This is a genomic window from Kangiella sp. (assembly GCF_014762745.1).
Lineage (GTDB): Bacteria > Pseudomonadota > Gammaproteobacteria > Enterobacterales > Kangiellaceae > Kangiella.
The window spans coordinates 1-21,110 of record NZ_JABURJ010000087.1; the positions used below are offsets into that span (position 1 = coordinate 1).

Here is a 21,110-nt window from a genome sequence, read left to right on the forward strand (position 1 = left end):
ATCAATTAAAACAATGGGTTAAAGACGAAATGGGCTAGTTATCTGGATCAGCCCCTTCCTTTATTACCCTTTTTCGCTGCACGGCGAGTTACTTTTCTTGAGTGGTCAAGAAAAGTAACCAAAAGAAGACCACCCCGATATTGAGGCCACGCTACGCGTGACTTCCTGCGACACTCCCAAAATACTTAACGCACCAGAATTTACATCACATCCTTGTGCTGAAAATTCTTATCAAAATCATCTCCCTAAAGGGATTCCCTTTGGTCACAGATTTTGATTGCTATATTTTGTACGTGTCTTAGCTCAATATAAGGGGAGTTTGAGCTCCAATGTTGGATAGTTGTAGGGCTAGAAAGTTGATTTGAATCTAGAGCAAATGCAGTAAAGAAAAGGCCTCTTGCGAGGCCTTTTTTATGGTTAGACGTTATTGCTTATTGTACAAAATCATCAGCAAGGATGACGTTAAGTGGTGCTCCACCGCCTGCATTATCGCGGGCAATGATGGTGTAGATGCCACCGTTAGACAGGGTAACGGCTGCTGGGCCAATGGCTGCGGTTTTGCTACCGGTTGGGGTAACGACGACGTCATAATCACCTCCCGCAATTGACAGGTAACCTGTTTCAGCTTTGAATGGGACATTGCTTAGAGCTGGCTCAACGTCATTAATATCAGTACCAGGAGCGACCAGATAAATATCAACGGCACCAGCAGCAGGTGAACCATGGACAATCCTCAGCTGTGCTTCAGTCGAAATAGCACGACGTGTATCAGCCAATACCAAAGGTTCAATATTGGCTAGGTCATTGACTGCCAGTACCGAATAGGAAGCACCAGCTTCTAAAGCTAAATCAGCATCAATAACTACGGGAGTATCGGCACCGGTAGGTACAACCTTGGCGTTGTATGTATCTGCAGGCACTGACAGGTAATCCGTAAAGTCAGGGAAGGCTAAATCGGTAACCACTGGATTTGCAAAGTCATCATTAACCACCACATCGACATTGGGTGCATCCGCTGAAACATGGAATACGCGGAAATCAGCTGGTGTGTTAACGTCCAGAATTTCAGTTGCACCATCATCGGTAATGGCCAATAGGCTGATGGGGCTATCACCGGTTGTGGTGTTAGTCACCGCTGCAACATTTAGCAGTACGCCAGCCGGCAAACTTACTGTACCGCTATCGAAGACCACAGTACTTTCACCAGTCGGTGTAACGCGTATCTGATAGTCGCCAGCAGGAATATCAGTAGCAGCCAGAGAATCTTTAAAACTTAAGGTGGTAGTAGGGGCAACGCCTGAGATGTCAGCACCGGGCGCGGTAAGATAAACATCAACGGTTGGAGCATTGGAGGCAGCATGAATGATCTGTACTGTTAGCTCGCCATCAGCTGGTGTAAAGTCAGACTGACTGATAACCAGTGGTTCAATTGAAGCGGTTTCATTCACAGCCAGCACGGTGTATAACTGGTCAGGAGCGAAACTGACATCAACAGGTCCAATGACGGTTGCATCGCCGCCCGGGGTGATACCATCAACTTGCAAACTGTAGGTGCCTTCGTCTAGAGTTAAACGACTGGATGCAGCTTTGTAGGCAACATCGGAAAGGGTTTCCGAGCCGTTTACCAGGACATTAACATTGGGTGAATCTTGTGATGCGTGAACAACCTGAACTTTGAAACTCTGAGGCATCATCTCCTCAATCGGATCATTGTCGTCATCGTCGTCACAAGCAATTAAAGGTAGTACTAAAAAGGGTATGAGTAGGTGTTTCAACTTCATGGCAATCTCTCCTGTTAGCATCATGAAGATAAGAAAATAGACCTGAGGTTGTGAAAAATTTGTCGATAGAAATTTGTTTTTCACGGACCCTTCACACGGAGTTAACAATAATTCAAAAATGAACAAAATTAAGATCGCCATAAGCTCGTGTCTGCTCGGAAATAAGGTTCGTTTCGACGGTGGCCACAAGCAGTCTAAATACTGTCTCAACGTTCTAAGCGACTGGTTTGAGTACACGCCTGTTTGTCCGGAAATGGGTATTGGTCTGCCAACCCCTCGTCCACCGATTCATCTTGTTCGCGTCGGTGACGATATTCGTGTCAAAAAAGTAGATGATCATGGTCTGGATGTGACCGATGAGTTGCGTGATTATGCCCACAAGACCATGCCAAGAATTCATGACGCCTGCGGCTATATAGTGATCCGCAATTCACCGAGTTGTGGTATGGAGAGAGTTAAGGTCTATCATGAAAATGGTAATCCAGCGGGCGAGTCATTTCGTGGTGTCTATATTGATGAAATCATGAAACTGCATCCTAACCTGCCAGTAGAGGAAGAAGGGCGTTTGCAGGATCCAAAGTTGCGTGAGAACTTTATCACTCGCGTGTTTGCCTATAACGACTGGAAGCGGTCAGTTATGAGCGAGCCAAGTATGAAGAAGCTGATAGATTTTCATAGTCGCTATAAATATCTGGTGATGGCCCATAGCTATCAGGCCTATAAAGAACTGGGGCGATTGGTTGCCAATGCAGAGCAAAAAGAGTTAACGGAACTTCTCGGGGAGTATGAAGATAAGCTGATGCAGACTCTGAAAAAGATTGCTTCAAGCAAGTCGCACACTAATGTGCTTTACCACATCCTCGGCTATCTGAAACGAGACCTGACATCGGCGGCTAAGCAGGAGCTGGTGAAAGTGATCGAGCAGTATCGAAAAGGAATCGTGACATTAGTGGTTCCTGTAACCTTGATTAACCATTATCTAACTCAGTTTGGTTCAGATTATATTAAACAACAGGCTTATCTTGATCCGCATCCTTTAGAACTGGGGTTACGAAATTATCTTTAATGGTAAAGCCTAAAATAAGTGGATATATGAGCAAAGAAATTAATCTTGTCTGGTTTCGAAATGATTTAAGAGTAGGCGATAACCCTGCTCTTTTTTATGCAGCCGAACAGGGTACTGTCATCGGTATTTATCTGGAAGCTGTGGAGCAACGAAAGCTGCATGATGATGCAGCCTGCAAGATTGGCTTTATAAATGATTCGGTCAAAGAGCTGCGAAAAGAGCTTAATCAGCTTAATATTCCCTTGCATAGCTTTAAGGTGGAAGACTATCAGCAGTCCGCTAAAAAGATTGAGCAACTGGTCAAAGAGTATCAGGCCAACGGCGTTTTTTTTAATAACGAATATCCGCTTAATGAAAAAGAGAGGGATGAGGCGTTAGAAAAAATATTGCTGAAACAAGGCATCTCAGTAAACCGATATGATGGTGACCTCATAATCCCCCCCGGCAGTGTATCTACTGGCAAAGGAGAGCCCTATAAGGTTTTTACACCTTATAAGAAAGCCTGGATTGAGCATCATAAAATGCAGGGAGCTTCGCCTCTTCCAAGGCCCAACAAGCAGAGTTATAAAGTTGATAAGCAAAGTGATTATGATTTTTCGCATGAATACCGCCAGGATCTTTGGCCTGCAGGTGAACGGGCAGCACAGGAAAGACTAAAGGAGTTTTTACCCAAAGCGGGCTACTATAAGGAACGTAGAGATATTCCATCAGTTAAGGGTACCAGTATGCTTTCGCCCTATCTGGCGGCGGGGTCGATTTCAGCCAGGCAATGCATAGAAGCTTTACTGGATTGGCATGATGGCGACGAGGATGCATTCTACAAAGACACCTGGTTGTCAGAGATCATCTGGCGCGAATTTTATCGCCAGATCATCATTGATAATCCAGAAATCAGTAAACATAAAGTATTTAAAAGTGATGCCAAAGAAGTTTGGAATGGGCAGCAGGATTTATTCGAAAAATGGTGCCAAGGTAAAACCGGTTTTCCACTGATTGATGCGGCAATGCGACAGTTGCTGCAAACAGGCTGGATGCACAATCGATTGCGTATGAATGTAGCCATGTTTTTAAACAAGCTGTGCTTAATTGACTGGCGTCAGGGAGAAGACTTCTTTATGCGTCACTTAATAGACGGAGATTTTGCATCAAACAATGGCGGCTGGCAGTGGTGCTCTTCGACGGGAGCAGACGGTGCGCCTTACTTCAGAATCATGAGCCCAATCACTCAATCACAGCGATTTGATCCTGAAGGGAAATTTATTCGCAAGCTAGTGCCGGAGCTGGCCAGTTTGAGCGACAAAGATATTCATTTTCCAAGTAGTGAACAAAGAGAAGAACTGGGATATCCTCAACCTATCATTGACTATAAGGAAGCGAGGAAAAGGGCGTTGGAGTTACTCAGCTAACCAGCGCCATAAGGTCTAGCGAAAGCGATCAGTTCAGTGCTTTAATCTGGTCGCGCAGTTCTTCGAAGTCACTGTCCATAGACTCTTCACCAAACCAGATATTGAGATAAGGCAAGGCGCAACCAGAGTTGTCTGATTGAGCGAGCTGCTGATTATTGAGATACAAATCAAGGCCCTGCTCAGGGAGTACAAAAAGATCGTAATAATCACCATCGGTGACGTCTTTATAGACAGTGTTAAACTCATTGAAATAAGTCAGGCACTTGTCTTTTTCCTGTGGTGGAAGGTTGTCTCGTAAAAAGTCGTCAGCACCTTCAGTAAATTGGTCACCAGTCACATCACGTAAATATGAAAACCTTAGCAACTTTGGCTGATCATCAAATATGTCAGCCGCCTGTTTGCAGTCAGCATAGTAGACGCCAACATCAACTACATCAAAAAGCAGGGCTTTGGTGACGCGCTGTTTAGCGCACAGTTGATACTCTGTTTGCTGATAGCTGACACTTGGTTCAAGTTTAGCTGCAACCGGCCCAGAAATGACAAGTAGGCTCAAAACTACCAGCGGCAAACTAAGATGGATAAGCTGCTTGTTGAGAGACAGCGTTTTAGAGGCGATCTTGCACATAATTGACAAAGAATCCTACGATGGGTAAACGTGAATAAAAGCCTTCGGCACCGTCCCAGTAATCCTGATGAAGAATGATCTTGCCTTCTTCATTAAAGCGAAGCTGGGTCATGCCAATGGACTTGGAGTCAATCTTTCTGCCTGCGGCTGAGAATTTCATGTGCATAACCCAACGCAGATAGTAATCAGTGTCTGATTTAGCTACATCAATGATTTCGACAGTGGTAAGCTCGGTAGCTTCGGCAGTTTCGGGCATATACTTCAAGAGTTCGTCGATATGACCGAAGGTTTTAAAGGTGTCATTGAAGTAGAACTGCTCGGCATAAAGCTGGCGTATAACTTCTTCCCTGGTACCGGCTTTGAAATCACCAAACAGGGTAAGGAAAGCTTTGTCCGGAGACTCCACCGTTGCAGTGGCAGGCATTTGTTGAGCAACCTGCAAAAAATTTTCTACGCGCTGATTATTCATCTCGCTCCTCGAATGGCTACAGCCAGAAAAAGTTAAGGCCATTGCAAAATATAATAAATAACGGGAAATCATCATAAAGCACTGCTAGAGTAGGATACATGATGGCACTGTAGCTCCTGCCCCGTAAAGATAATGTGAAGAGGGCAGTGAGCTAGTTGGCATATTTGGGGGCTTGGCCGTCTATAAGACTTCACAAGGATTTCACAGGGCTGACCATAGGATGATGCAAAATGCCAGGCAACTTACATTATGAAAATGAAACAGTGGTTTGATAATAGTCAAATCAATACTGATGCCAATCAGCCCGAGCAGTTAGAAGGTGTTGATTGGCCACGAGTGATTCCCTATATCGGTTTGCACCTAGTCTGCCTATTTGCTTTTGTTACCGGCGTATCCTGGGCGGCTGTCATCATCTGTATTGCAGCTTATTTGATCCGAATGTTTGCGATTACTGCTTTTTATCATCGTTATTTTTCGCACAAAAGTTTTAAGACCTACCGTTGGGTGCAGGCTTTATTCGGCTTTCTGGGCGCTTCGGCTACTCAGCGTGGGCCGCTCTGGTGGGCTGCACATCACAGGCATCACCACATTCATGCTGATACCGATGAAGATGCACATTCACCAAGAAATGGCTTCTTAAAAAGCCACATGCTGTGGTTCTTAAACAAGAAGAATTTTCCGACCCAGGAACAACGAGTCAAGGATCTTGCCAAGTATCCGGAGCTACGCTGGCTGGATCGATTTGATATTTTCCCGCCAATCATTTTTGCCGCGCTAATCTTTGGTCTAGGCATTTATCTGGAGAGTTTCCATCCGGAGCTGGGCGCGGATCGCTGGCAGGTTTTAATCTGGGGCTTTTTCATTTCTACCATTTTGCTGTCGCATGTGACCTATTGTATTAATTCTTTAGCGCATCGCTGGGGCAGTCGCCGTTTTGAGACCAACGATGATAGCCGTAATAACTTTTTACTGGCGCTACTAACCTTGGGAGAAGGTTGGCATAACAACCATCACTTCAGTCCAGGCTCTGTCAAGCAAGGCTTTTATTGGTGGGAAATTGATTTGAGTTTTTATATTTTAAAGGCAATGGAAAAAATCGGCCTGGTGTGGGATTTGAAATATCCAAATAAAGAAGCAATAACACTGAAGGCTAAGTCATGAAAGTAGCAGTGATTGGGGGAGGTATTTCTGGTATCACAGCTGCTGAGCGGTTGGCGTCACAGGCAGAAGTCACCCTATTTGAATCAGCCAGTAAATTGGGCGGTCATGCTGATACACACAAGATCGAAGTTGATGCCAACGATGGAGGAAAAAAATCCATTGCAGTTGATACGGGTTTTATCGTATTTAACCCAGAAAACTACCCAACCTTTTATGGTCTGTTGCAAAAGTATCAGGTGCCCTACAAAGACAGTGATATGAGCTTTGCCGTGTCGAACAGATTAACGGGGCTGGAGTATAACGCTGGAACCCTCAATGGTCTCTTTAGCCAACGCAAAAACATTGTCAGCCCGAAATTTTATCGAATGTTACGAAACATCTTCCGGTTTTATCGCGAAGCAGGTGAGTTACTGGATGGTGATAGTAACGAAACGCTAGGTGATTATCTTAAGCGAAATAACTACAGCCAACAATTTATTGATGAACACATATTGCCGATGGCCTGCGCTTTATGGTCAGGAGACAGTGAGCTGATATTGGATTTCCCGGCCCGCTACCTGGTTGCCTTTATGAACAACCATCAGATGATGCAGGCATTTAATCGACCCATTTGGAAGACCATTGAGGGCGGATCAAAAACCTATGTAAATGCAATCGCCAAAAGTGCAGGCTTTCAAGTGAAACTGGACTGTCCAATCAATAAAGTGATAAGAAACCATGCATCAGTCTGGCTTCATACTGCCGAGGGCAAACAGGAGTTCGATTATGTGATCTTTGCCTGCCATAGCGATCAGGCGCTAACAATGATTGAAGGTGCCAGCGACGAAGAGCATAAAATTCTGGGTGCCATTAAATACCAGGAAAATCAGATTAGCTTGCATTCTGATGTTAGCCTATTACCGAGTAAAAGACGTGCCTGGGCCAGCTGGAATGTGATAATAGATGAAAAAACTCGTCAGCAGTGTACAGTTAGTTATTACATGAATTTATTGCAGTCGCTTGATACCAACACGCCAGTAATTGTCAGTTTGAATATGGCGGAAAGGGTCAATCCAGAATTGGTGTGGAAACAGCTGACCTATCATCATCCGGTCTATACTCAGGCAACGATAGATGCCCAACAGAATAAGCATCAGATTCAGGGGCAGCGCAGGAGTTATTTTTGCGGTGCTTACTGGGGCTGGGGATTCCATGAAGATGGTGCACGAAGTGGATTGGAGGCTGCGGAACAACTTCTGAAGGATGCAGGCTATGCTTAAGCAGGGATTTTTTGTGGGATCGATACGCCATCGTCGCTATCGACCCAGGCCACATGAGTTTACTTATGAGATGTACTGGAGCTTACTGGACCTGGATAAGCTCGAGAGTACTTTTGCTCAAAGCAAGTTGTGGTCGCTAGAGAGATGGAACCTGATTTCATTCCGCAACAAAGATTTTCACCAGAGCTTTGATATACAAGAAGCCAATCTCTTTGAAGCCAGTGCCCCCAAAAAAAATACCCCAGAAACAAATAAAACCAGCATAAACAAACAGGCGATCCTTGAAACCATTCGTCAGCGGACTGGCGAAAGCTTTTCAGGACAGGTTTTTATGCTGTCTCACCTGAGATACCTGGGGTTTAATTTTAACTCTGTCTGTTTTTACTTTTGTTTTGAAAACGAGAACCTCAAGTATATTGTTTCTGAAATCACAAACACTCCCTGGGGAGAGCGGCATAGCTATCTGCATGATTGCAAGGAAGGTCAGAAACAGGGCAATGTGTATCAATTTGAATTTGATAAAGAATTTCATGTTTCACCATTTCTGACAATGGATATGCACTATCAGTGGCTGTTTAAGGTTGAGCAGGAGGAGCTGCGAATCCACATGGTGGTCAATCAAAAAGAAAGCGGGCAGAAATTCTTTGACGCCACCTTCACAGCCGACTTCGTACCATTCACTCAAAGTAGTATGAGAAAGCTTGTCCTGACAAGACCGTTGCAGCCTCTGAAAATGGTGGCTGCCATATACTGGCAAGCGTTCAAATTATGGTTAAAAAAGATTCCCTTTGTAGCGCACCCTAAGTTGACGAAAGATTCGCAAAGCGGTGAAGCAAAGGATGAAACAGGCAAGAGGGCCCAGGGTCGTGAATGATTTTACTGAAAAACAGGCGATAGGAAGCAAGCAGCAGAAACGGACAGAGTCTGTTGAGCTGGCTTTGCCTGCAAATACCAAAGTGTCTGGCTTTGAACGTTTGATCAGAACTCAGGTTTTAAAAACCTTAAGTCGAATCAAAGGTGGCCAGATTATTATCAGTGATCCGATAGGTAAGCAATTTTGTGGAACTGCAAACAAGAAATCAGACCTGTGTGTGTCGATAAATATTAGTCAGCTGGACTTCTATCGTCAGGTAGCAATGCACGGTAGTATTGGTGCAGCCGAGTCTTACATGAAAGAACAGTGGTCAACCGATGATCTTACCGGGCTGGTTCGCCTGCTGGTGATTAACAGGGACATACTGGATGAGATGGAAGGCGGCCTGGCCTGGCTAAAGAATAGTGTACTCAAACTATGGCATTTCTTTAATCGTAATAGCGTCGAAGGTAGTCGAAAAAATATCTCCGCACATTACGATCTGGGTAATGACTTTTTTAAGTTGTTTCTCGACAAACACCTGATGTATTCCTCTGCTATTTTTACTGACAAAGCAGACACGCTGGAAGCCGCTTCCGAATTAAAACTGAAAACCATTTGCGAAAAACTGGATCTTAATGCCAATGATCGTCTGGTTGAAATTGGTACCGGATGGGGCGGATTTGCAATTTATGCTGCCAAGAACTACGGCTGTCATGTGACGACAACGACGATCTCCGAGCAGCAATACCAGCACGCTAAACAAAGAGTCAAAGAAGAGGGGCTGGAAAGTAAAGTTACAATTCTTAAAGAAGACTATCGTAATTTGAAAGGCCAGTTCGACAAGCTGGTTTCAATCGAAATGATTGAGGCGGTGGGTCATCAATATCTGGATACCTACATTAAGCAATGCAGCGACCTGCTAAAACCGGATGGTATGGCGCTGATTCAGGCCATTACCATTGAAGACTCGCGCTACAAGCAGGCACTAAAGTCAGTCGACTTTATTAAGCGCTATATTTTCCCGGGTAGCTTTATTCCTTGCGTTTCTGTCATTGTGGATTCAGCCAGAAAGTCATCCGACTTACGGTTGATCAATCTGGAAGATTTTGGTGACAGTTATGCCAGAACTCTGCACGAATGGCGCAAGCGCTTCTTTAAACATATTGACCAGGTGAAGGCCCAGGGCTTTGACCAGTCCTTTATCCAGATGTGGGACTTTTACCTGTGTTATTGCGAAGGTGGTTTTATCGAAAAAGCCATCAGTGATGTTCATTTACTGTTTGCCAAACCGGGCAACAAGAGGCAGCAATGGTTAGCCTTGCAAAGCTAAATAAAATCCTAAATTTCATACTGCTGCAAACGGTCTGGTTTGCGCTGGTAGTTGGCGTAGTGTATCAGCACATCTGGCTCGGCTTAGGCTTCTTTGTGGCCTTTGTGGTCTGGCAGTTACATCCGGTTAATCGCAGTCAATCAGATATTCGACTGGCATTAACATTGGCTGTTCTGGGGCTGGCTCTTGATAGTCTATGGCTACAGCTTGGTTTGATCAGTTATGAAATGCAGTGGCCCTATTCTTTTGTGGCACCTGTCTGGATTCTGATGCTATGGATTGCCTTTGGTCTAACTGTTAATCACTCGCTGGCCTGGATTTTTGAATATAAAACCATGGGCGTATTAATGGGAGCGATTGGCGGGCCTCTATCTTATGTTGCTGCTCAGAAATTCGGAGCTGTAACTCTGAATGAGCCCGTTGTGGCATTAACTGCTTTAGCCATCGGCTGGACTCTGGTCATGTTATTGATCATTTCACTATTTTCGACGGCGGCCGATCATCAACGTAAACTGTCGCGCAGCAGAGAAGCTTCATGGAATTAGACATTGCTATTGTTGCCGCGGTGCTGTTGTGTGTAGCGGGGCAATTTATTGCCTGGTCGTGGCAGGCTCATACGAAAAACACGGATATTGTCGATATAACCTGGGCGCTGCTGATTGTAATTTGCGGATTGGTTTATGTTGGTCTGGCGGAAGGCAGCGGCTTTCATCGTTACATAGTTTTATTGATTCCGATTGGCTGGTATGCACGACTGGCCTGGCATCTAATCGATCGTTATCAGGTTGAACATGAGGATGGCCGCTATCAACAGCTAAGGGCTCATTGGTCGGACAATACTCAGGCAAAGCTGTTTGGATTCTTCATGTTTCAGGCGTTGCTGGCTTTTGCATTCAGTTACCCTGTTTCTATTATTGTATCGACCAGTCACAGCTTCGATATGTTTGACGGGGTTGGCATTGCCATCGCCATATTGTCTTTTATCGGTGTAACCTTATCAGATTATCAGTTACGCCAGTTTAAGCGTAGAAAAGATTCAAAAGGCAAGGTCTGTAATATCGGTTTGTGGCGTTACTCGCGTCATCCCAATTATTTTTTTGAATGGACACACTGGTTTGCCTATCCGTTAATTGGCTGGCACGCCGAACAGGGATGGTTGTTATTTATTTACCCGATTTTGATGTTGCTGTTTCTTTTGAAATTAACCGGTATCCCTTTTAACGAAGAGCAAAATATTCGGAGTAAAGGCGATGCATACCGTGAATATCAGAAACAGACCAATAAATTTTTCCTGGGTCAAAAAAAATCCAGTAACAGCTAATTGTGGAGAGCTAAATGATTGCACAAGCTATTAACTTAATTGAAAAAGGATTACTGCCAGACCGTCTAGTGCGGCTAGGTATCCGAAAGCTCTGCGAGCAGCGATTGGCTGAAGAATCAGCTTTTGACTGTGAAGCTCAGGGTGAGCGCTATCACCAGTTTTTGCAGGAACTAAAGTTGTCCGAAGTGGCGATTAAAACGGACAAGGCCAATGAACAGCATTACGAAGTGCCAGCGCAATTCTATCATTATGCGCTGGGAAAGAATTTGAAATATAGCAGTGCCTACTGGCCTGATGGTATTAATAATCTTGATGCTGCCGAGCAGGCGATGTTAGAGCTGTATGCGCAGCGTGGTGAATTTGTTGATGGACAGGATATTCTGGAACTGGGATGTGGCTGGGGTTCCTTAACTTTATTTCTTGCAGCCAAGTATCCGAATAGCACTATCACAGGTGTGTCCAATTCCAACTCGCAGCGCGAGCATATTGAGCAACAGGCCAGAGAACGTGGTTTAACTAATATCACTATCATCACACAGGATATTAATCAGTTTGATCCGGGCCGAACATTTGACCGAATTATTTCGATAGAAATGTTTGAGCATGTCAGAAATTATCAGGTGCTGTTTGAGCGGGTCAGCCAATGGCTCAAAGATGACGGTAAGGTATTTTTGCATGTATTCTGTCATCGCTACCTGATGTACCCGTTTTTAGAAGAGGGTGATGATAACTGGATGGGGCGTTACTTTTTCAGTGGTGGCCAGATGCCGGCTGCTGACACCTTCCTTAATTTTCAGCAGCATTTGCAGCTGGACAGGCGTTGGCTGGTGAATGGTCAGCATTATGAAAAAACGTCAAATGCCTGGCTTGAAAACATGGATAAACATCAAAAAGAAATCATGCCATTGTTTGAAAAAGTTTACGGTAAGGACTTCGCCAAAATCTGGTTCCAACGTTGGCGCATTTTCTTTATGGCATGTGCTGAGCTATTTGGTTATGCTGACGGAAATGAGTGGATGGTCGCGCACTATCTTTTCGTAAAGCGATAACCGTTAGTGTCTGGCTTAAAAAGCCTGCATTAAGATTAGGGATAGCGAATGACTCAAAAGCGTCGTGGCATACATTATAAAATCATCAAGGCAATGGCTATCCAGTTATTGCTGATTAGTGCTGTGACTTTATTGGGTGTTTATGGCGCTGCCAAAGTCGTAGAGAATGTTTTGATTAAACAGGCGCTGGAGGGCGAAGCTGAATTCTTTTGGCAGAATTACCAGCAGAACCCTGAGTTTAATTTACCCAGTACATTGAATCTGACCGGTTATATGTCATCTTCCAGTCCTTCTGATGCTGTTCCTGATTACCTGGAAAGTCTGCAAACAGGTTATCAAAGAGTGGATTTTAATGATCGGCAGCCGCTGGTACACATCTCTGAAAAATACGGCAAGCGTCTGTACCTTGTTTTTGAAGAAGGACAGGTTGCGCGGCTGTCGTTTTATTTTGGTATCGCACCACTCGCCTTTGTCCTGTTAATCATCTACCTACCCGCCTGGATTACCTACATGCTGTCACGGCGAGCCATTTCGCCAGTAGTTAAGCTGTCGCGACTGATGGATAGTGTCGAAGTTTCCGAGCGGGCGGATCTGAAAATGGATTTTTCTGATATTGAGAAAAATGCAGATGCAGAAGTTATGACTCTGTTGCAGGCGTTCGACCAGTATGCCGAGCGAGTGAATGAGTATGTGACTCGTGAAAAGAACTTTACCCGCTATGCCAGTCATGAACTAAGAACACCGTTGGCTGTGTTAAAAGGCTCAATTTCCCTTCTGGAAAAACAGCAGCTCAACGAGCCCCAACAAAAAATTGTCTCGCGCATGAAGCCGATGGTTAAAGAAATGGAAGACCTGCTGGAGGCTCTGTTTCTGCTCTCAAGAAACCAGGAGCCGGACGTTTCAGAAGAGCCGGTAAATGTTAATGCTATCGTTAAGCAGCAGCTTGGTGCGATTGAGCGGCTTTATCCCGACAAGCATCTGAAAACCAGCCTGCACAGTAATGTTAAGCTACAGATGCGAATTTCCGAGCGACTGCTGGTCATCTGTCTCAACAATATTATTCTGAACGCATTTAACTATACCGAGAAAGGCTCGATTCAGGTGCTTATAGGTCGTAACTTTGTGCGTGTTTCGGATACTGGTATCGGTATGGATCAGAAAAGCCTGCAGCGTATATTTGAGCCCTTTTACCGAGCTAATCGTGAACAGGATCAGGTTAAGGGTTTTGGACTTGGCATGGCGATTGTCAAACGCATCTGTGATCAGATGGGTTGGCACATCTCTATTGATAGTGAGTTAGGCAAAGGCACCCAGATTCAGCTGACGCTAAAAGAACAGACCAGCTAAAAACTTAAACTATTCTTCCGGCTCAGTGATTTTGATGCCAAGACCTGGAACCGTTTGTAACAGGTGTTCCGAAAAAGGTTTATCGATGACTTTACGCAGGTTATACAGATGACTTCTCAGTACATCACTGTTTGGCACCAGATCACCCCATAATTCACGCTCAAGCTCTTCGCGAGTAACCACTTCCGGTGATTTGCGCATTAGCAGTTTGAGGATGTGCAGGCCAGTTGGTGAAAGTTTTAATTTCTTGCCTTGACGCTTTACCTGTAGAGTTTTCGGATCAAGTTCCAGATCATGAATGACCAGAGGTTTCGAATCCAGTTCGCCTTTGTGGCGGCGAATAATGGCATTTAGGCGAGCATCCAGCTCTTCAAAATCAAACGGCTTAATCAAGTAGTCATCGGCGCCGGCATCAAAACCATCCAGCTTATCTTTTAACTGGTCGCGGGCGGTCAGCATCAGCACAGGAATATCGGACTGGGCTTCCTGGCGTATGCGCTGGCAGATGGTAAAACCGTCCATGCCGGGAAGCATCACATCAAGAATCAGAGCATCGTACTGGTTGCTCTTGGCCAGATTAAGACCGGATATGCCATCCATTGCATAATCAACAATGTAGCCACAGGCCTCAAGGTATTCGCCAGTGGTTGCGGCTAATTCTTTATGATCTTCGACCAGTAAAATGCTGTAAGCCATAATAATCCTTAATGATTAGTAGCGATCCATACGTTAGCGGAAATTGGCTATTTAGGCAAAATGATTTTTGGGTTGGCAGATTTGCGATAAATTGACAGATTGTGGCCAATAACCTGAATTTTTGCTGCCTTGGTTTGCTGGCAGATATAGTCAATCATTTCCTGTTTGTCTTCGCGCTCTTCTGCCCGAACCTTAATCTTAATCAGCTCATGATGATTGAGCGCATTGTTGATTTCTTCAAGCACGTTTTCGGTGACGCCATTAGCGCCGACCATGACCACTGGTTTGAGGCTGTGTGCCTTGCCGCGTAAGAATTTTACCTGGTTGTTACTTAATTGATTCATTACATCTTTCTGATAGTGATTATTAGCGGTCATTTTACCTGAAAAAAGGTACAATAGAGACTTATTTGAAGAAAAAACACCCATATTCTTTATGTCACGAAGTAAAAGCAGCCACCGCTGGATGAAAGAGCATTTTGACGACCCTTATGTGAAAAAATCGCAAAAGGACGGCTATCGTTCGCGAGCGGTCTATAAACTGGAAGAGCTTGACCAAAAGTACAAGCTACTGGGCAAAGGGGTGACCGTGGTTGATCTGGGTGCTGCGCCTGGTGGCTGGTCGCAGTATGTCGCCTATAAGATGGGCAGTCAGGGCAAAATTTTTGCTCTCGATATTCTGGAAATGGATCCTTTGCCCGATGTTGATTTTATTCAGGGGGATTTTCGCGAAGAAGCGGTGTTGAATCAGCTATTAGATAAGATTGGTGAGCGCAAGGCAGACCTTGTTTTATCGGATATGGCCCCCAATATGAGTGGAGTAGATGCGGTGGATCAACCGCGCGCCATGTATTTGTGTGAATTGGCGCTAGAACTGGCGCAGACGGTATTGGCCAAGGGCGGTAACTATGTGGTTAAAGTCTTCCAGGGCGAAGGCTTTGATGAGTATATCCGTCAGTGTCGTCAGCTGTTCGAAAAGGTATTAATCCGTAAACCTGATGCATCCCGGGGACGTTCACGCGAAGTTTATGTGGTGGGTTTAGGATATAAGGGTTAGTTATTGGCTGTTGCTACAAAAAGCAGTTAACCAAATAGCCATGATTGTTACGTTTTGTTAAGCTTCAGGGCTTTCGTAAGTGACAAAGCATGGCATAATGTGTGGTCATTATTAAAGGCAAAGCGTTGCCAAGATTGAGGTTCAGGTTTTGAACGATTTAGTAAAAAACATTCTATTTTGGGCCGTAGCTGCGGTCATCTTGTTCATTGTCATTGACGCCATTCAGGAGCGTCAGACAGACAATAGTCAGGTCACATTCTCCGAGTTTGTGAGCCGTATCGAAGCTAAGGAAGTGGACGATGTGGTGATCAATCCAAACAATAACCTTGTGACTGGTAAAGATTTGAACACCAATAGTGATATTAATGCTGAGATTCCTGCTGGCGGTCATGAGAAATTGAATGATTTGTTGCTAGCTAACGATATCAATTATTCGGGTAAAAAGCGTGAGGGCGGTGGTTTTGGCACCTTTCTGTTGAGCTTTGGCCCAATTCTGTTGTTGATCGCGGTCTGGATTTACTTCATGCGCCAAATGCAGGGCGGGGGTAAAGGTGGCGGTGCGCTATCCTTTGGTAAAAGTAAGGCCCGCATGCTTAGCGAAGATCAGGTTAAAACAACATTTGCCGATGTTGCTGGTGTTGAAGAAGCCAAGGAAGAAGTGGGTGAACTGGTTGATTTCTTACGTGACCCACGAAAATTCCAGCGTCTGGGCGGTAAAATTCCTCGCGGTGTTTTAATGGTCGGCCCTCCTGGTACCGGTAAAACTCTATTGGCGCGTGCCATTGCAGGCGAAGCCAAAGTGCCTTTCTTTACTATTTCTGGTTCTGATTTCGTAGAAATGTTCGTCGGTGTCGGTGCTTCACGTGTTCGTGATATGTTCGAACAGGCCAAAAAACATGCGCCTTGTATTATCTTTATTGATGAGATCGATGCGGTCGGCCGTCATCGTGGTGCTGGTTTAGGCGGTGGTCACGATGAGCGTGAGCAAACCTTAAACCAGTTACTGGTCGAGATGGATGGCTTTGAAGGCGGTGAAGGCGTGATCGTAATTGCCGCGACTAACCGTCCTGACGTGCTTGACCCGGCCTTATTGCGTCCGGGCCGATTTGACCGTCAGGTTGTGGTTGGTTTGCCAGATATTAAAGGTCGTGAGCAAATCCTTAAAGTACACATGCGTAAAGTACCACTCGGTGATGATGTTGAGCCAGGCGTTATTGCCCGTGGTACGCCAGGCTTTTCTGGCGCTGATTTGGCCAACCTGGTCAACGAAGCTGCCTTGTTTGCCGCTCGCGATAATCAACGTACTGTTGGTATGGAGCAGTTTGAGAAAGCCAAAGACAAGATCCTGATGGGTACTGAGCGTCGTTCAATGGTGATGACTGAAGAAGAAAAGCTCAATACCGCATATCACGAAGCAGGTCATGCGATAGTGGGCTTAAAAGTGCCTAGCCATGATCCCGTCTATAAGGTGAGCATTATTCCACGTGGCCGTGCTTTGGGTGTGACTATGTACTTGCCAGAACAGGATAAGTACTCACTATCTAAAGAAGCATTGGAAAGTCAGTTGTCTTCATTGTTCGGTGGTCGTATTGCGGAAGAAATTCTTAATGGCCCTGACAAGGTTACGACGGGTGCCTCCAATGATATCGAACGTGCTACCAGCTTGGCGCGTAATATGGTAACCAAGTGGGGCTTGTCGGATAAATTGGGCCCATTGTCCTATGCTGAAGATGAGGGCGAGGTATTCCTTGGCCGTTCCGTTACTCAGCATAAGAATATTTCTGACGAAACTGCTCGTGCCATTGATGCAGAAATTCGTGACATCATTGATCGCAACTATAATCGTGCGAAAAAGATACTGCAGGATAATATGGATAAGTTGCATGCCATGGCTGATGCGCTGATGAAGTATGAAACCATTGATGCGAATCAGATTAAACAGATTATGGATGGCGACGAGCCAAGTCCTCCGGCAAACTGGTCGGATAAAAAAGGGCCGGGCGGTAATGGTGGGTCAGGTCCTCAACCCGAAGCGCCTAAAGATTCGCCAGTAACAGAACCTTCTGTTGATTAATATAAAGGGCCTTTTGGCCCTTTTTCCGTTTTAGCGACAGATATTGAGCATGAAAGAATTACTCCAATCGAAATCTCCCTTGGTGATGGGCATTTTAAATACTACCCCTGACTCTTTTTCTGATGGTGGCAGTTACGTGCGTAAGGATATTGCCTTGCGGCGTATCGAAACCATGATTGAGGAAGGTGTGGACATCATTGATGTTGGTGGTGAGTCAACCAGACCGGGTGCTCAGGCCGTTTCTGAAAGTGAAGAACTGGTCAGGGTTATTCCGATGGTGGAAGCCGTTGTCGCAGCCGGTAAACCAGTTTCCATTGATACCAGCAAGGCGTTAGTGATGCAGGAAGCCATTAGAGCGGGTGCAAGCATGATTAATGATGTTCGTGCCTTGCAGGAGGAAGGAGCATTGGATGCAGTTGCTGCAAGCGATGAGGTGCTGATCTGCCTGATGCACATGCAGGGCCAACCAAGAAGTATGCAGCACAATCCGCATTATGATGATGTAGTGACGGAGGTAAAGTCCTTTCTGCAACAAAGAGTGGAGGTCTGCCAAAAAGTAGGCATCAACTCGGATCGAATTTGTCTTGACCCCGGCTTTGGTTTTGGAAAGACTTTGCAGCATAACTGTGAACTGATGAAGCATTTAGACAGTTTTAAAGAACTTAATTTACCGTTACTAGTCGGTGTATCGAGAAAGACAATGATTGGCAATATACTTGATGCTGATGTGAACAATAGAACTAATGGCAGCGTTGTTGCGGCCATGTATGCCTTAACCAAAGGAGCGAAAATTGTTCGCGTACACGATATCAAACCTACAGTTGAAGCAGTGAAATTATTTTGTGCATTTGAGCAAGCCAAATAAACAACAATAAGGAACTTATTTAGAATGAGCGAGAGAAAATATTTTGGAACTGACGGTATCCGCGGCACAGTGGGTCAGTTTCCCATTACCCCTGAGTTTGTTTTAAAACTTGGTTGGGCGGCCGGTAAGGTGCTTGGCAAGAAAGGTAAAATTGTTATTGGTAAGGACACCAGAATTTCAGGCTATATGTTTGAATCGGTACTTGAGGCTGGATTAACTGCAGCAGGCGTTAATAGTTTTCTGGTAGGGCCTATGCCGACGCCAGCTATTGCTTACCTGACTCGTACTTTCAGAGCAGATGCCGGCATCGTGATCAGTGCTTCGCATAACCCATTTCAGGATAACGGTATTAAATTCTTCTCGGCTGAAGGCACCAAACTTCCAGACTCGGTTGAGCTGGAAATAGAGTCCTTACTGGAGCAGGAAATGACCTCATTGCCTTCCGAGCAATTAGGTAAGGCTTATAGAATTGAAGATGCCGCAGCGCGTTACATTGAGTTTTGTAAAGCGAGTGTGCCGAATGACTTTAATCTTGAGGGCATGAAAATTGTTCTGGATTGCGCGAATGGTGCGACCTATCACATAGCGCCTTATGTGTTTAAAGAACTTGGTGCAAAGGTCATTAAAACCGCGGTAGAACCGGACGGGTTAAACATCAATCGCGAATGTGGTGCAACACATCTTGAACCATTGGCGAAAGCGGTAATGGACCATCAGGCAGACATCGGTATCGCATTCGATGGTGATGGTGATCGTCTGATGATGGTGGATGCAGAAGGGAATGTGATTAATGGTGATCAGCTGATGTTTATGATGGCTTATCACTTGCAGCAAAAAGGAACACTGAAGGGTGGAGTTGTTGGGACCTTGATGACCAATATGGCGATTGAAAATGCCTTAAAAGAATTCGATATTCCATTTGAGCGAAGCAAGGTTGGTGATCGTTATGTTATGGAAAGTTTAAAAAAGAATAGCTGGCTGATTGGGGGTGAGTCTTCTGGCCACCTGATTCACCTGGATTACAACTCAACCGGTGATGGAATTATTGCAGCGCTTCAAGTACTAAGAGTGGTAAAAGAGCAGCAACAGACGATTGGAAAATTAGCACAGCAATTTCCCTTATTCCCGCAAACAATGATTAATGTCCGCGTCACGGATGCGAAAGCAATTATGGGAAATGAAGAGCTGCAGAAGATTGCGCAGGAAGTTGATGAGGAGTTAGCTGAACAGGGGCGAGTTTTATTGCGAGCATCTGGCACAGAGCCACTGATCCGAGTGATGGTTGAAGCCAATGATGCAAATATGGCAATAAAAATGGCCGAAAAGTTGGCACAAAAAGTGCGAGATCTTGCCCAGAAAATGTAAAATTATGGCAAAACGAGCTTATGTTTTGTATCTAACTTATTGTTTCCGCTATAATGCAAAGCACCATGGAACATAAATGGATAACTTAAGAGGGTAATACAATGAAGAAGAAAATGTTAACCGCAGCTTGCTTGTTGGCATTAAGCTCAACTGCATTTGCTGCAGAAGAAGTGCAAGACCGCAGTGGTTTTTATGGCCATGTCGGTTGGTATGACATCGAGTTAGACTCACATTGGAACTCGGGTGATACTCAGTCAGGTGGTTTAGGTCTAGGCTGGTTCTTTAACAAGAATGTTGCTTTAGAAGTTGAGTATAACTACTTCGACGAAATTCCTAACTTTGCAATTGGTGCTCGTACTGACGTTGAAAATACAGCGCTGAATTTGCTATTAAACGACACTAGCTGGATGGGCAGTGCAACAACTCACCCTTTCATCAAATTAGGCTATGGTGAATTAAGCGATAAATATGGCGTTTATCATCCTGACTTGGAAGACGGCTACTATAAAGTAGGTGTTGGTCTTGAGCACTTTGCTTCCGACAATGTCTTCCTACGTGCCGGTTATGACTGGTTAGATTCAGGTGAGCGTGGCGATCATCAAGTGTGGTATATCAGCTACGGCTTCTTCTTTGGTGATACTGTGAAGTCGGGCGCTGCTCCTGCTCCTAAGCCTGTAGAGAAAGCAAAAGACTCGGACGGTGATGGCGTATTAGACGCTAACGACCAATGTCCGGGTACTCCTGCTGGTGCAGCAGTAGACACTAACGGTTGTCCTTTAGATAGTGACAATGATGGCGTTTATGATTATCAAGATGCATGTCCTGGCACAGCTCCTGGCGTACAGGTAGATGAGAAAGGTTGTGAAGTGAAAGTGGCAGAAGAAGTTGTTGTTGATATGCGCTTAAACTTCGATACCAACAAGTACGAAATCAAACCAGAAATGGTTGCTGAAATTGCTAAGGTTGCTGAATTCTTACGTCAATATCCTGATGTGAATGCTGAAATTCAAGGCCACACAGATAGCGTAGGTTCAAGTGCTTACAACCAAGGTCTTTCAGAGCGTCGTGCTAACTCAGTAAAAGACTACTTGGTAAGCAACTTCGGTATTGATGCTTCTCGCTTGAGTGCAAAAGGTTATGGTGAAGAAGAGCCGATTGCTGATAACTCAACTGAAGAAGGTCGCGCTCTTAACCGTCGTGCCGAAGCACACGCAGAGACAATGACTACTAAATAATATTTTTAGATAGTTTGACCTCTATCAAAGCCCAGCAATCGCTGGGCTTTGTTTTTTCAGGCAAATAAGCTACTATCAAATTGAAAGACAAGCAAAATAGCTGTTCAGTTCTTACAATAAAATCAAGGAGTAGCTTTATGATAAAGTCC

20 protein-coding genes are annotated in these 21,110 nt (G+C 44.9%); 15 read left to right on the top strand and 5 right to left on the bottom strand.

Annotated elements, in window-relative coordinates; genetic code table 11:
• Window positions 1-431 precede the first annotated feature (431 nt).
• A complete protein-coding gene (locus tag HUJ19_RS06010) occupies window positions 432-1,781 on the bottom strand; it encodes a DUF4397 domain-containing protein (protein WP_290622798.1) in 1,350 nt (449 codons plus the stop codon).
• Between the two features lie 118 nt (window positions 1,782-1,899).
• Here HUJ19_RS06010 and HUJ19_RS06015 point away from each other — a divergent pair, with 118 nt between their 5' ends.
• Together HUJ19_RS06015 and HUJ19_RS06020 are read left to right on the top strand one after the other, a co-directional pair.
• A complete protein-coding gene (locus HUJ19_RS06015; RefSeq protein WP_290622799.1) occupies window positions 1,900-2,847 on the top strand; it encodes a DUF523 and DUF1722 domain-containing protein in 948 nt (315 codons plus the stop codon).
• Between the two features lie 26 nt (window positions 2,848-2,873).
• Window positions 2,874-4,253 (top strand): deoxyribodipyrimidine photo-lyase, encoded by a 1,380-nt coding sequence (locus tag HUJ19_RS06020; RefSeq protein ID WP_290622800.1) that lies wholly within the window; start codon window positions 2,874-2,876, stop codon window positions 4,251-4,253.
• A gap of 28 nt (window positions 4,254-4,281) precedes the next feature.
• On the opposite strand, the gene HUJ19_RS06025 is transcribed toward HUJ19_RS06020, so the two are convergent.
• Both HUJ19_RS06025 and HUJ19_RS06030 read right to left on the bottom strand, forming a co-directional pair.
• Complete coding sequence (locus HUJ19_RS06025; RefSeq protein ID WP_290622801.1) at window positions 4,282-4,878, bottom strand: chalcone isomerase family protein; 597 nt, start codon at window positions 4,876-4,878, stop codon at window positions 4,282-4,284.
• Window positions 4,859-5,347, bottom strand: coding sequence for a nuclear transport factor 2 family protein (locus tag HUJ19_RS06030; protein WP_290622802.1), 489 nt, complete (start codon window positions 5,345-5,347; stop codon window positions 4,859-4,861). Before HUJ19_RS06030 ends, HUJ19_RS06025 begins: the two co-directional genes overlap by 20 nt.
• A gap of 255 nt (window positions 5,348-5,602) precedes the next feature.
• Here HUJ19_RS06030 and HUJ19_RS06035 point away from each other — a divergent pair, with 255 nt between their 5' ends.
• From HUJ19_RS06035 to HUJ19_RS06070, 8 genes are read left to right on the top strand one after another with little or no spacing between them, the layout of a single operon-like run.
• Window positions 5,603-6,508, top strand: a complete 906-nt coding sequence (locus tag HUJ19_RS06035; protein ID WP_367273974.1) for an acyl-CoA desaturase — start codon at window positions 5,603-5,605, stop codon at window positions 6,506-6,508.
• Window positions 6,505-7,767, top strand: coding sequence for an FAD-dependent oxidoreductase (locus HUJ19_RS06040; protein WP_290622804.1), 1,263 nt, complete (start codon window positions 6,505-6,507; stop codon window positions 7,765-7,767). The genes HUJ19_RS06035 and HUJ19_RS06040 overlap by 4 nt, the downstream gene beginning before the upstream one ends.
• Window positions 7,760-8,641 (top strand): DUF1365 domain-containing protein, encoded by an 882-nt coding sequence (locus HUJ19_RS06045; protein ID WP_290622806.1) that lies wholly within the window; start codon window positions 7,760-7,762, stop codon window positions 8,639-8,641. The genes HUJ19_RS06040 and HUJ19_RS06045 overlap by 8 nt, the downstream gene beginning before the upstream one ends.
• Entirely contained in the window at window positions 8,634-9,953 is a 1,320-nt protein-coding gene (locus tag HUJ19_RS06050) for a cyclopropane-fatty-acyl-phospholipid synthase family protein (protein ID WP_290622807.1), read from the top strand. The genes HUJ19_RS06045 and HUJ19_RS06050 overlap by 8 nt, the downstream gene beginning before the upstream one ends.
• Window positions 9,932-10,498, top strand: coding sequence for a DUF2878 domain-containing protein (locus HUJ19_RS06055; RefSeq protein ID WP_290622808.1), 567 nt, complete (start codon window positions 9,932-9,934; stop codon window positions 10,496-10,498). Before HUJ19_RS06050 ends, HUJ19_RS06055 begins: the two co-directional genes overlap by 22 nt.
• A complete protein-coding gene (locus HUJ19_RS06060) occupies window positions 10,489-11,274 on the top strand; it encodes a DUF1295 domain-containing protein (RefSeq protein ID WP_290622810.1) in 786 nt (261 codons plus the stop codon). Before HUJ19_RS06055 ends, HUJ19_RS06060 begins: the two co-directional genes overlap by 10 nt.
• A 14-nt stretch (window positions 11,275-11,288) precedes the next feature.
• On the top strand, window positions 11,289-12,323 hold the full coding sequence (locus tag HUJ19_RS06065) for a cyclopropane-fatty-acyl-phospholipid synthase family protein (RefSeq protein ID WP_290622812.1): 1,035 nt from the start codon (window positions 11,289-11,291) through the stop codon (window positions 12,321-12,323).
• A 48-nt stretch (window positions 12,324-12,371) separates the two neighbouring features.
• Window positions 12,372-13,670 carry a HAMP domain-containing sensor histidine kinase gene (locus HUJ19_RS06070; protein WP_290622813.1) on the top strand — a complete coding sequence of 433 codons (1,299 nt, stop codon included), beginning with the start codon at window positions 12,372-12,374 and terminating at the stop codon, window positions 13,668-13,670.
• A gap of 9 nt (window positions 13,671-13,679) precedes the next feature.
• On the opposite strand, the gene HUJ19_RS06075 is transcribed toward HUJ19_RS06070, so the two are convergent.
• Both HUJ19_RS06075 and yhbY read right to left on the bottom strand, forming a co-directional pair.
• The gene (locus tag HUJ19_RS06075) at window positions 13,680-14,366 is read right to left on the bottom strand and encodes a response regulator transcription factor (protein ID WP_290622814.1); all 687 of its coding nucleotides are present in this window, start codon (window positions 14,364-14,366) and stop codon (window positions 13,680-13,682) included.
• Between the two features lie 47 nt (window positions 14,367-14,413).
• Complete coding sequence (yhbY, locus tag HUJ19_RS06080) at window positions 14,414-14,710, bottom strand: ribosome assembly RNA-binding protein YhbY (protein ID WP_290622815.1); 297 nt, start codon at window positions 14,708-14,710, stop codon at window positions 14,414-14,416.
• Between the two features lie 91 nt (window positions 14,711-14,801).
• Between yhbY and rlmE the strand changes: the two genes are divergently transcribed.
• From rlmE to HUJ19_RS06105, 5 genes are all read left to right on the top strand, one after another.
• Complete coding sequence (gene rlmE / locus HUJ19_RS06085) at window positions 14,802-15,422, top strand: 23S rRNA (uridine(2552)-2'-O)-methyltransferase RlmE (RefSeq protein WP_290622816.1); 621 nt, start codon at window positions 14,802-14,804, stop codon at window positions 15,420-15,422.
• A gap of 148 nt (window positions 15,423-15,570) precedes the next feature.
• The gene (gene ftsH, locus HUJ19_RS06090) at window positions 15,571-17,496 is read left to right on the top strand and encodes an ATP-dependent zinc metalloprotease FtsH (protein ID WP_290622817.1); all 1,926 of its coding nucleotides are present in this window, start codon (window positions 15,571-15,573) and stop codon (window positions 17,494-17,496) included.
• A gap of 49 nt (window positions 17,497-17,545) precedes the next feature.
• Complete coding sequence (gene folP, locus HUJ19_RS06095; protein WP_290622818.1) at window positions 17,546-18,361, top strand: dihydropteroate synthase; 816 nt, start codon at window positions 17,546-17,548, stop codon at window positions 18,359-18,361.
• Window positions 18,362-18,385: 24 nt separating this feature from the next.
• Entirely contained in the window at window positions 18,386-19,726 is a 1,341-nt protein-coding gene (gene glmM, locus HUJ19_RS06100; RefSeq protein ID WP_290622820.1) for a phosphoglucosamine mutase, read from the top strand.
• A 101-nt stretch (window positions 19,727-19,827) separates the two neighbouring features.
• Window positions 19,828-20,961 (top strand): OmpA family protein, encoded by a 1,134-nt coding sequence (locus tag HUJ19_RS06105; RefSeq protein WP_290622822.1) that lies wholly within the window; start codon window positions 19,828-19,830, stop codon window positions 20,959-20,961.
• Window positions 20,962-21,110 lie beyond the last annotated feature (149 nt).

What these genes read in the sequence shown, in the direction of transcription:
- HUJ19_RS06010 (WP_290622798.1), bottom strand. Translation starts at nt 1,781, where the DNA reads ATGAAGTTGAAACACCTACTCATACCCTTTTTAGTACTACCTTTAATT.
- HUJ19_RS06015 (WP_290622799.1), top strand. Translation starts at nt 1,900, where the DNA reads ATGAACAAAATTAAGATCGCCATAAGCTCGTGTCTGCTCGGAAATAAG.
- HUJ19_RS06020 (WP_290622800.1), top strand. Translation starts at nt 2,874, where the DNA reads ATGAGCAAAGAAATTAATCTTGTCTGGTTTCGAAATGATTTAAGAGTA.
- HUJ19_RS06025 (WP_290622801.1), bottom strand. Translation starts at nt 4,878, where the DNA reads ATGTGCAAGATCGCCTCTAAAACGCTGTCTCTCAACAAGCAGCTTATC.
- HUJ19_RS06030 (WP_290622802.1), bottom strand. Translation starts at nt 5,347, where the DNA reads ATGAATAATCAGCGCGTAGAAAATTTTTTGCAGGTTGCTCAACAAATG.
- HUJ19_RS06035 (WP_367273974.1), top strand. Translation starts at nt 5,603, where the DNA reads ATGAAACAGTGGTTTGATAATAGTCAAATCAATACTGATGCCAATCAG.
- HUJ19_RS06040 (WP_290622804.1), top strand. Translation starts at nt 6,505, where the DNA reads ATGAAAGTAGCAGTGATTGGGGGAGGTATTTCTGGTATCACAGCTGCT.
- HUJ19_RS06045 (WP_290622806.1), top strand. Translation starts at nt 7,760, where the DNA reads ATGCTTAAGCAGGGATTTTTTGTGGGATCGATACGCCATCGTCGCTAT.
- HUJ19_RS06055 (WP_290622808.1), top strand. Translation starts at nt 9,932, where the DNA reads ATGGTTAGCCTTGCAAAGCTAAATAAAATCCTAAATTTCATACTGCTG.
- HUJ19_RS06060 (WP_290622810.1), top strand. Translation starts at nt 10,489, where the DNA reads ATGGAATTAGACATTGCTATTGTTGCCGCGGTGCTGTTGTGTGTAGCG.
- HUJ19_RS06065 (WP_290622812.1), top strand. Translation starts at nt 11,289, where the DNA reads ATGATTGCACAAGCTATTAACTTAATTGAAAAAGGATTACTGCCAGAC.
- HUJ19_RS06070 (WP_290622813.1), top strand. Translation starts at nt 12,372, where the DNA reads ATGACTCAAAAGCGTCGTGGCATACATTATAAAATCATCAAGGCAATG.
- HUJ19_RS06075 (WP_290622814.1), bottom strand. Translation starts at nt 14,366, where the DNA reads ATGGCTTACAGCATTTTACTGGTCGAAGATCATAAAGAATTAGCCGCA.
- yhbY (WP_290622815.1), bottom strand. Translation starts at nt 14,710, where the DNA reads ATGAATCAATTAAGTAACAACCAGGTAAAATTCTTACGCGGCAAGGCA.
- rlmE (WP_290622816.1), top strand. Translation starts at nt 14,802, where the DNA reads ATGTCACGAAGTAAAAGCAGCCACCGCTGGATGAAAGAGCATTTTGAC.
- folP (WP_290622818.1), top strand. Translation starts at nt 17,546, where the DNA reads ATGAAAGAATTACTCCAATCGAAATCTCCCTTGGTGATGGGCATTTTA.
- glmM (WP_290622820.1), top strand. Translation starts at nt 18,386, where the DNA reads ATGAGCGAGAGAAAATATTTTGGAACTGACGGTATCCGCGGCACAGTG.
- HUJ19_RS06105 (WP_290622822.1), top strand. Translation starts at nt 19,828, where the DNA reads ATGAAGAAGAAAATGTTAACCGCAGCTTGCTTGTTGGCATTAAGCTCA.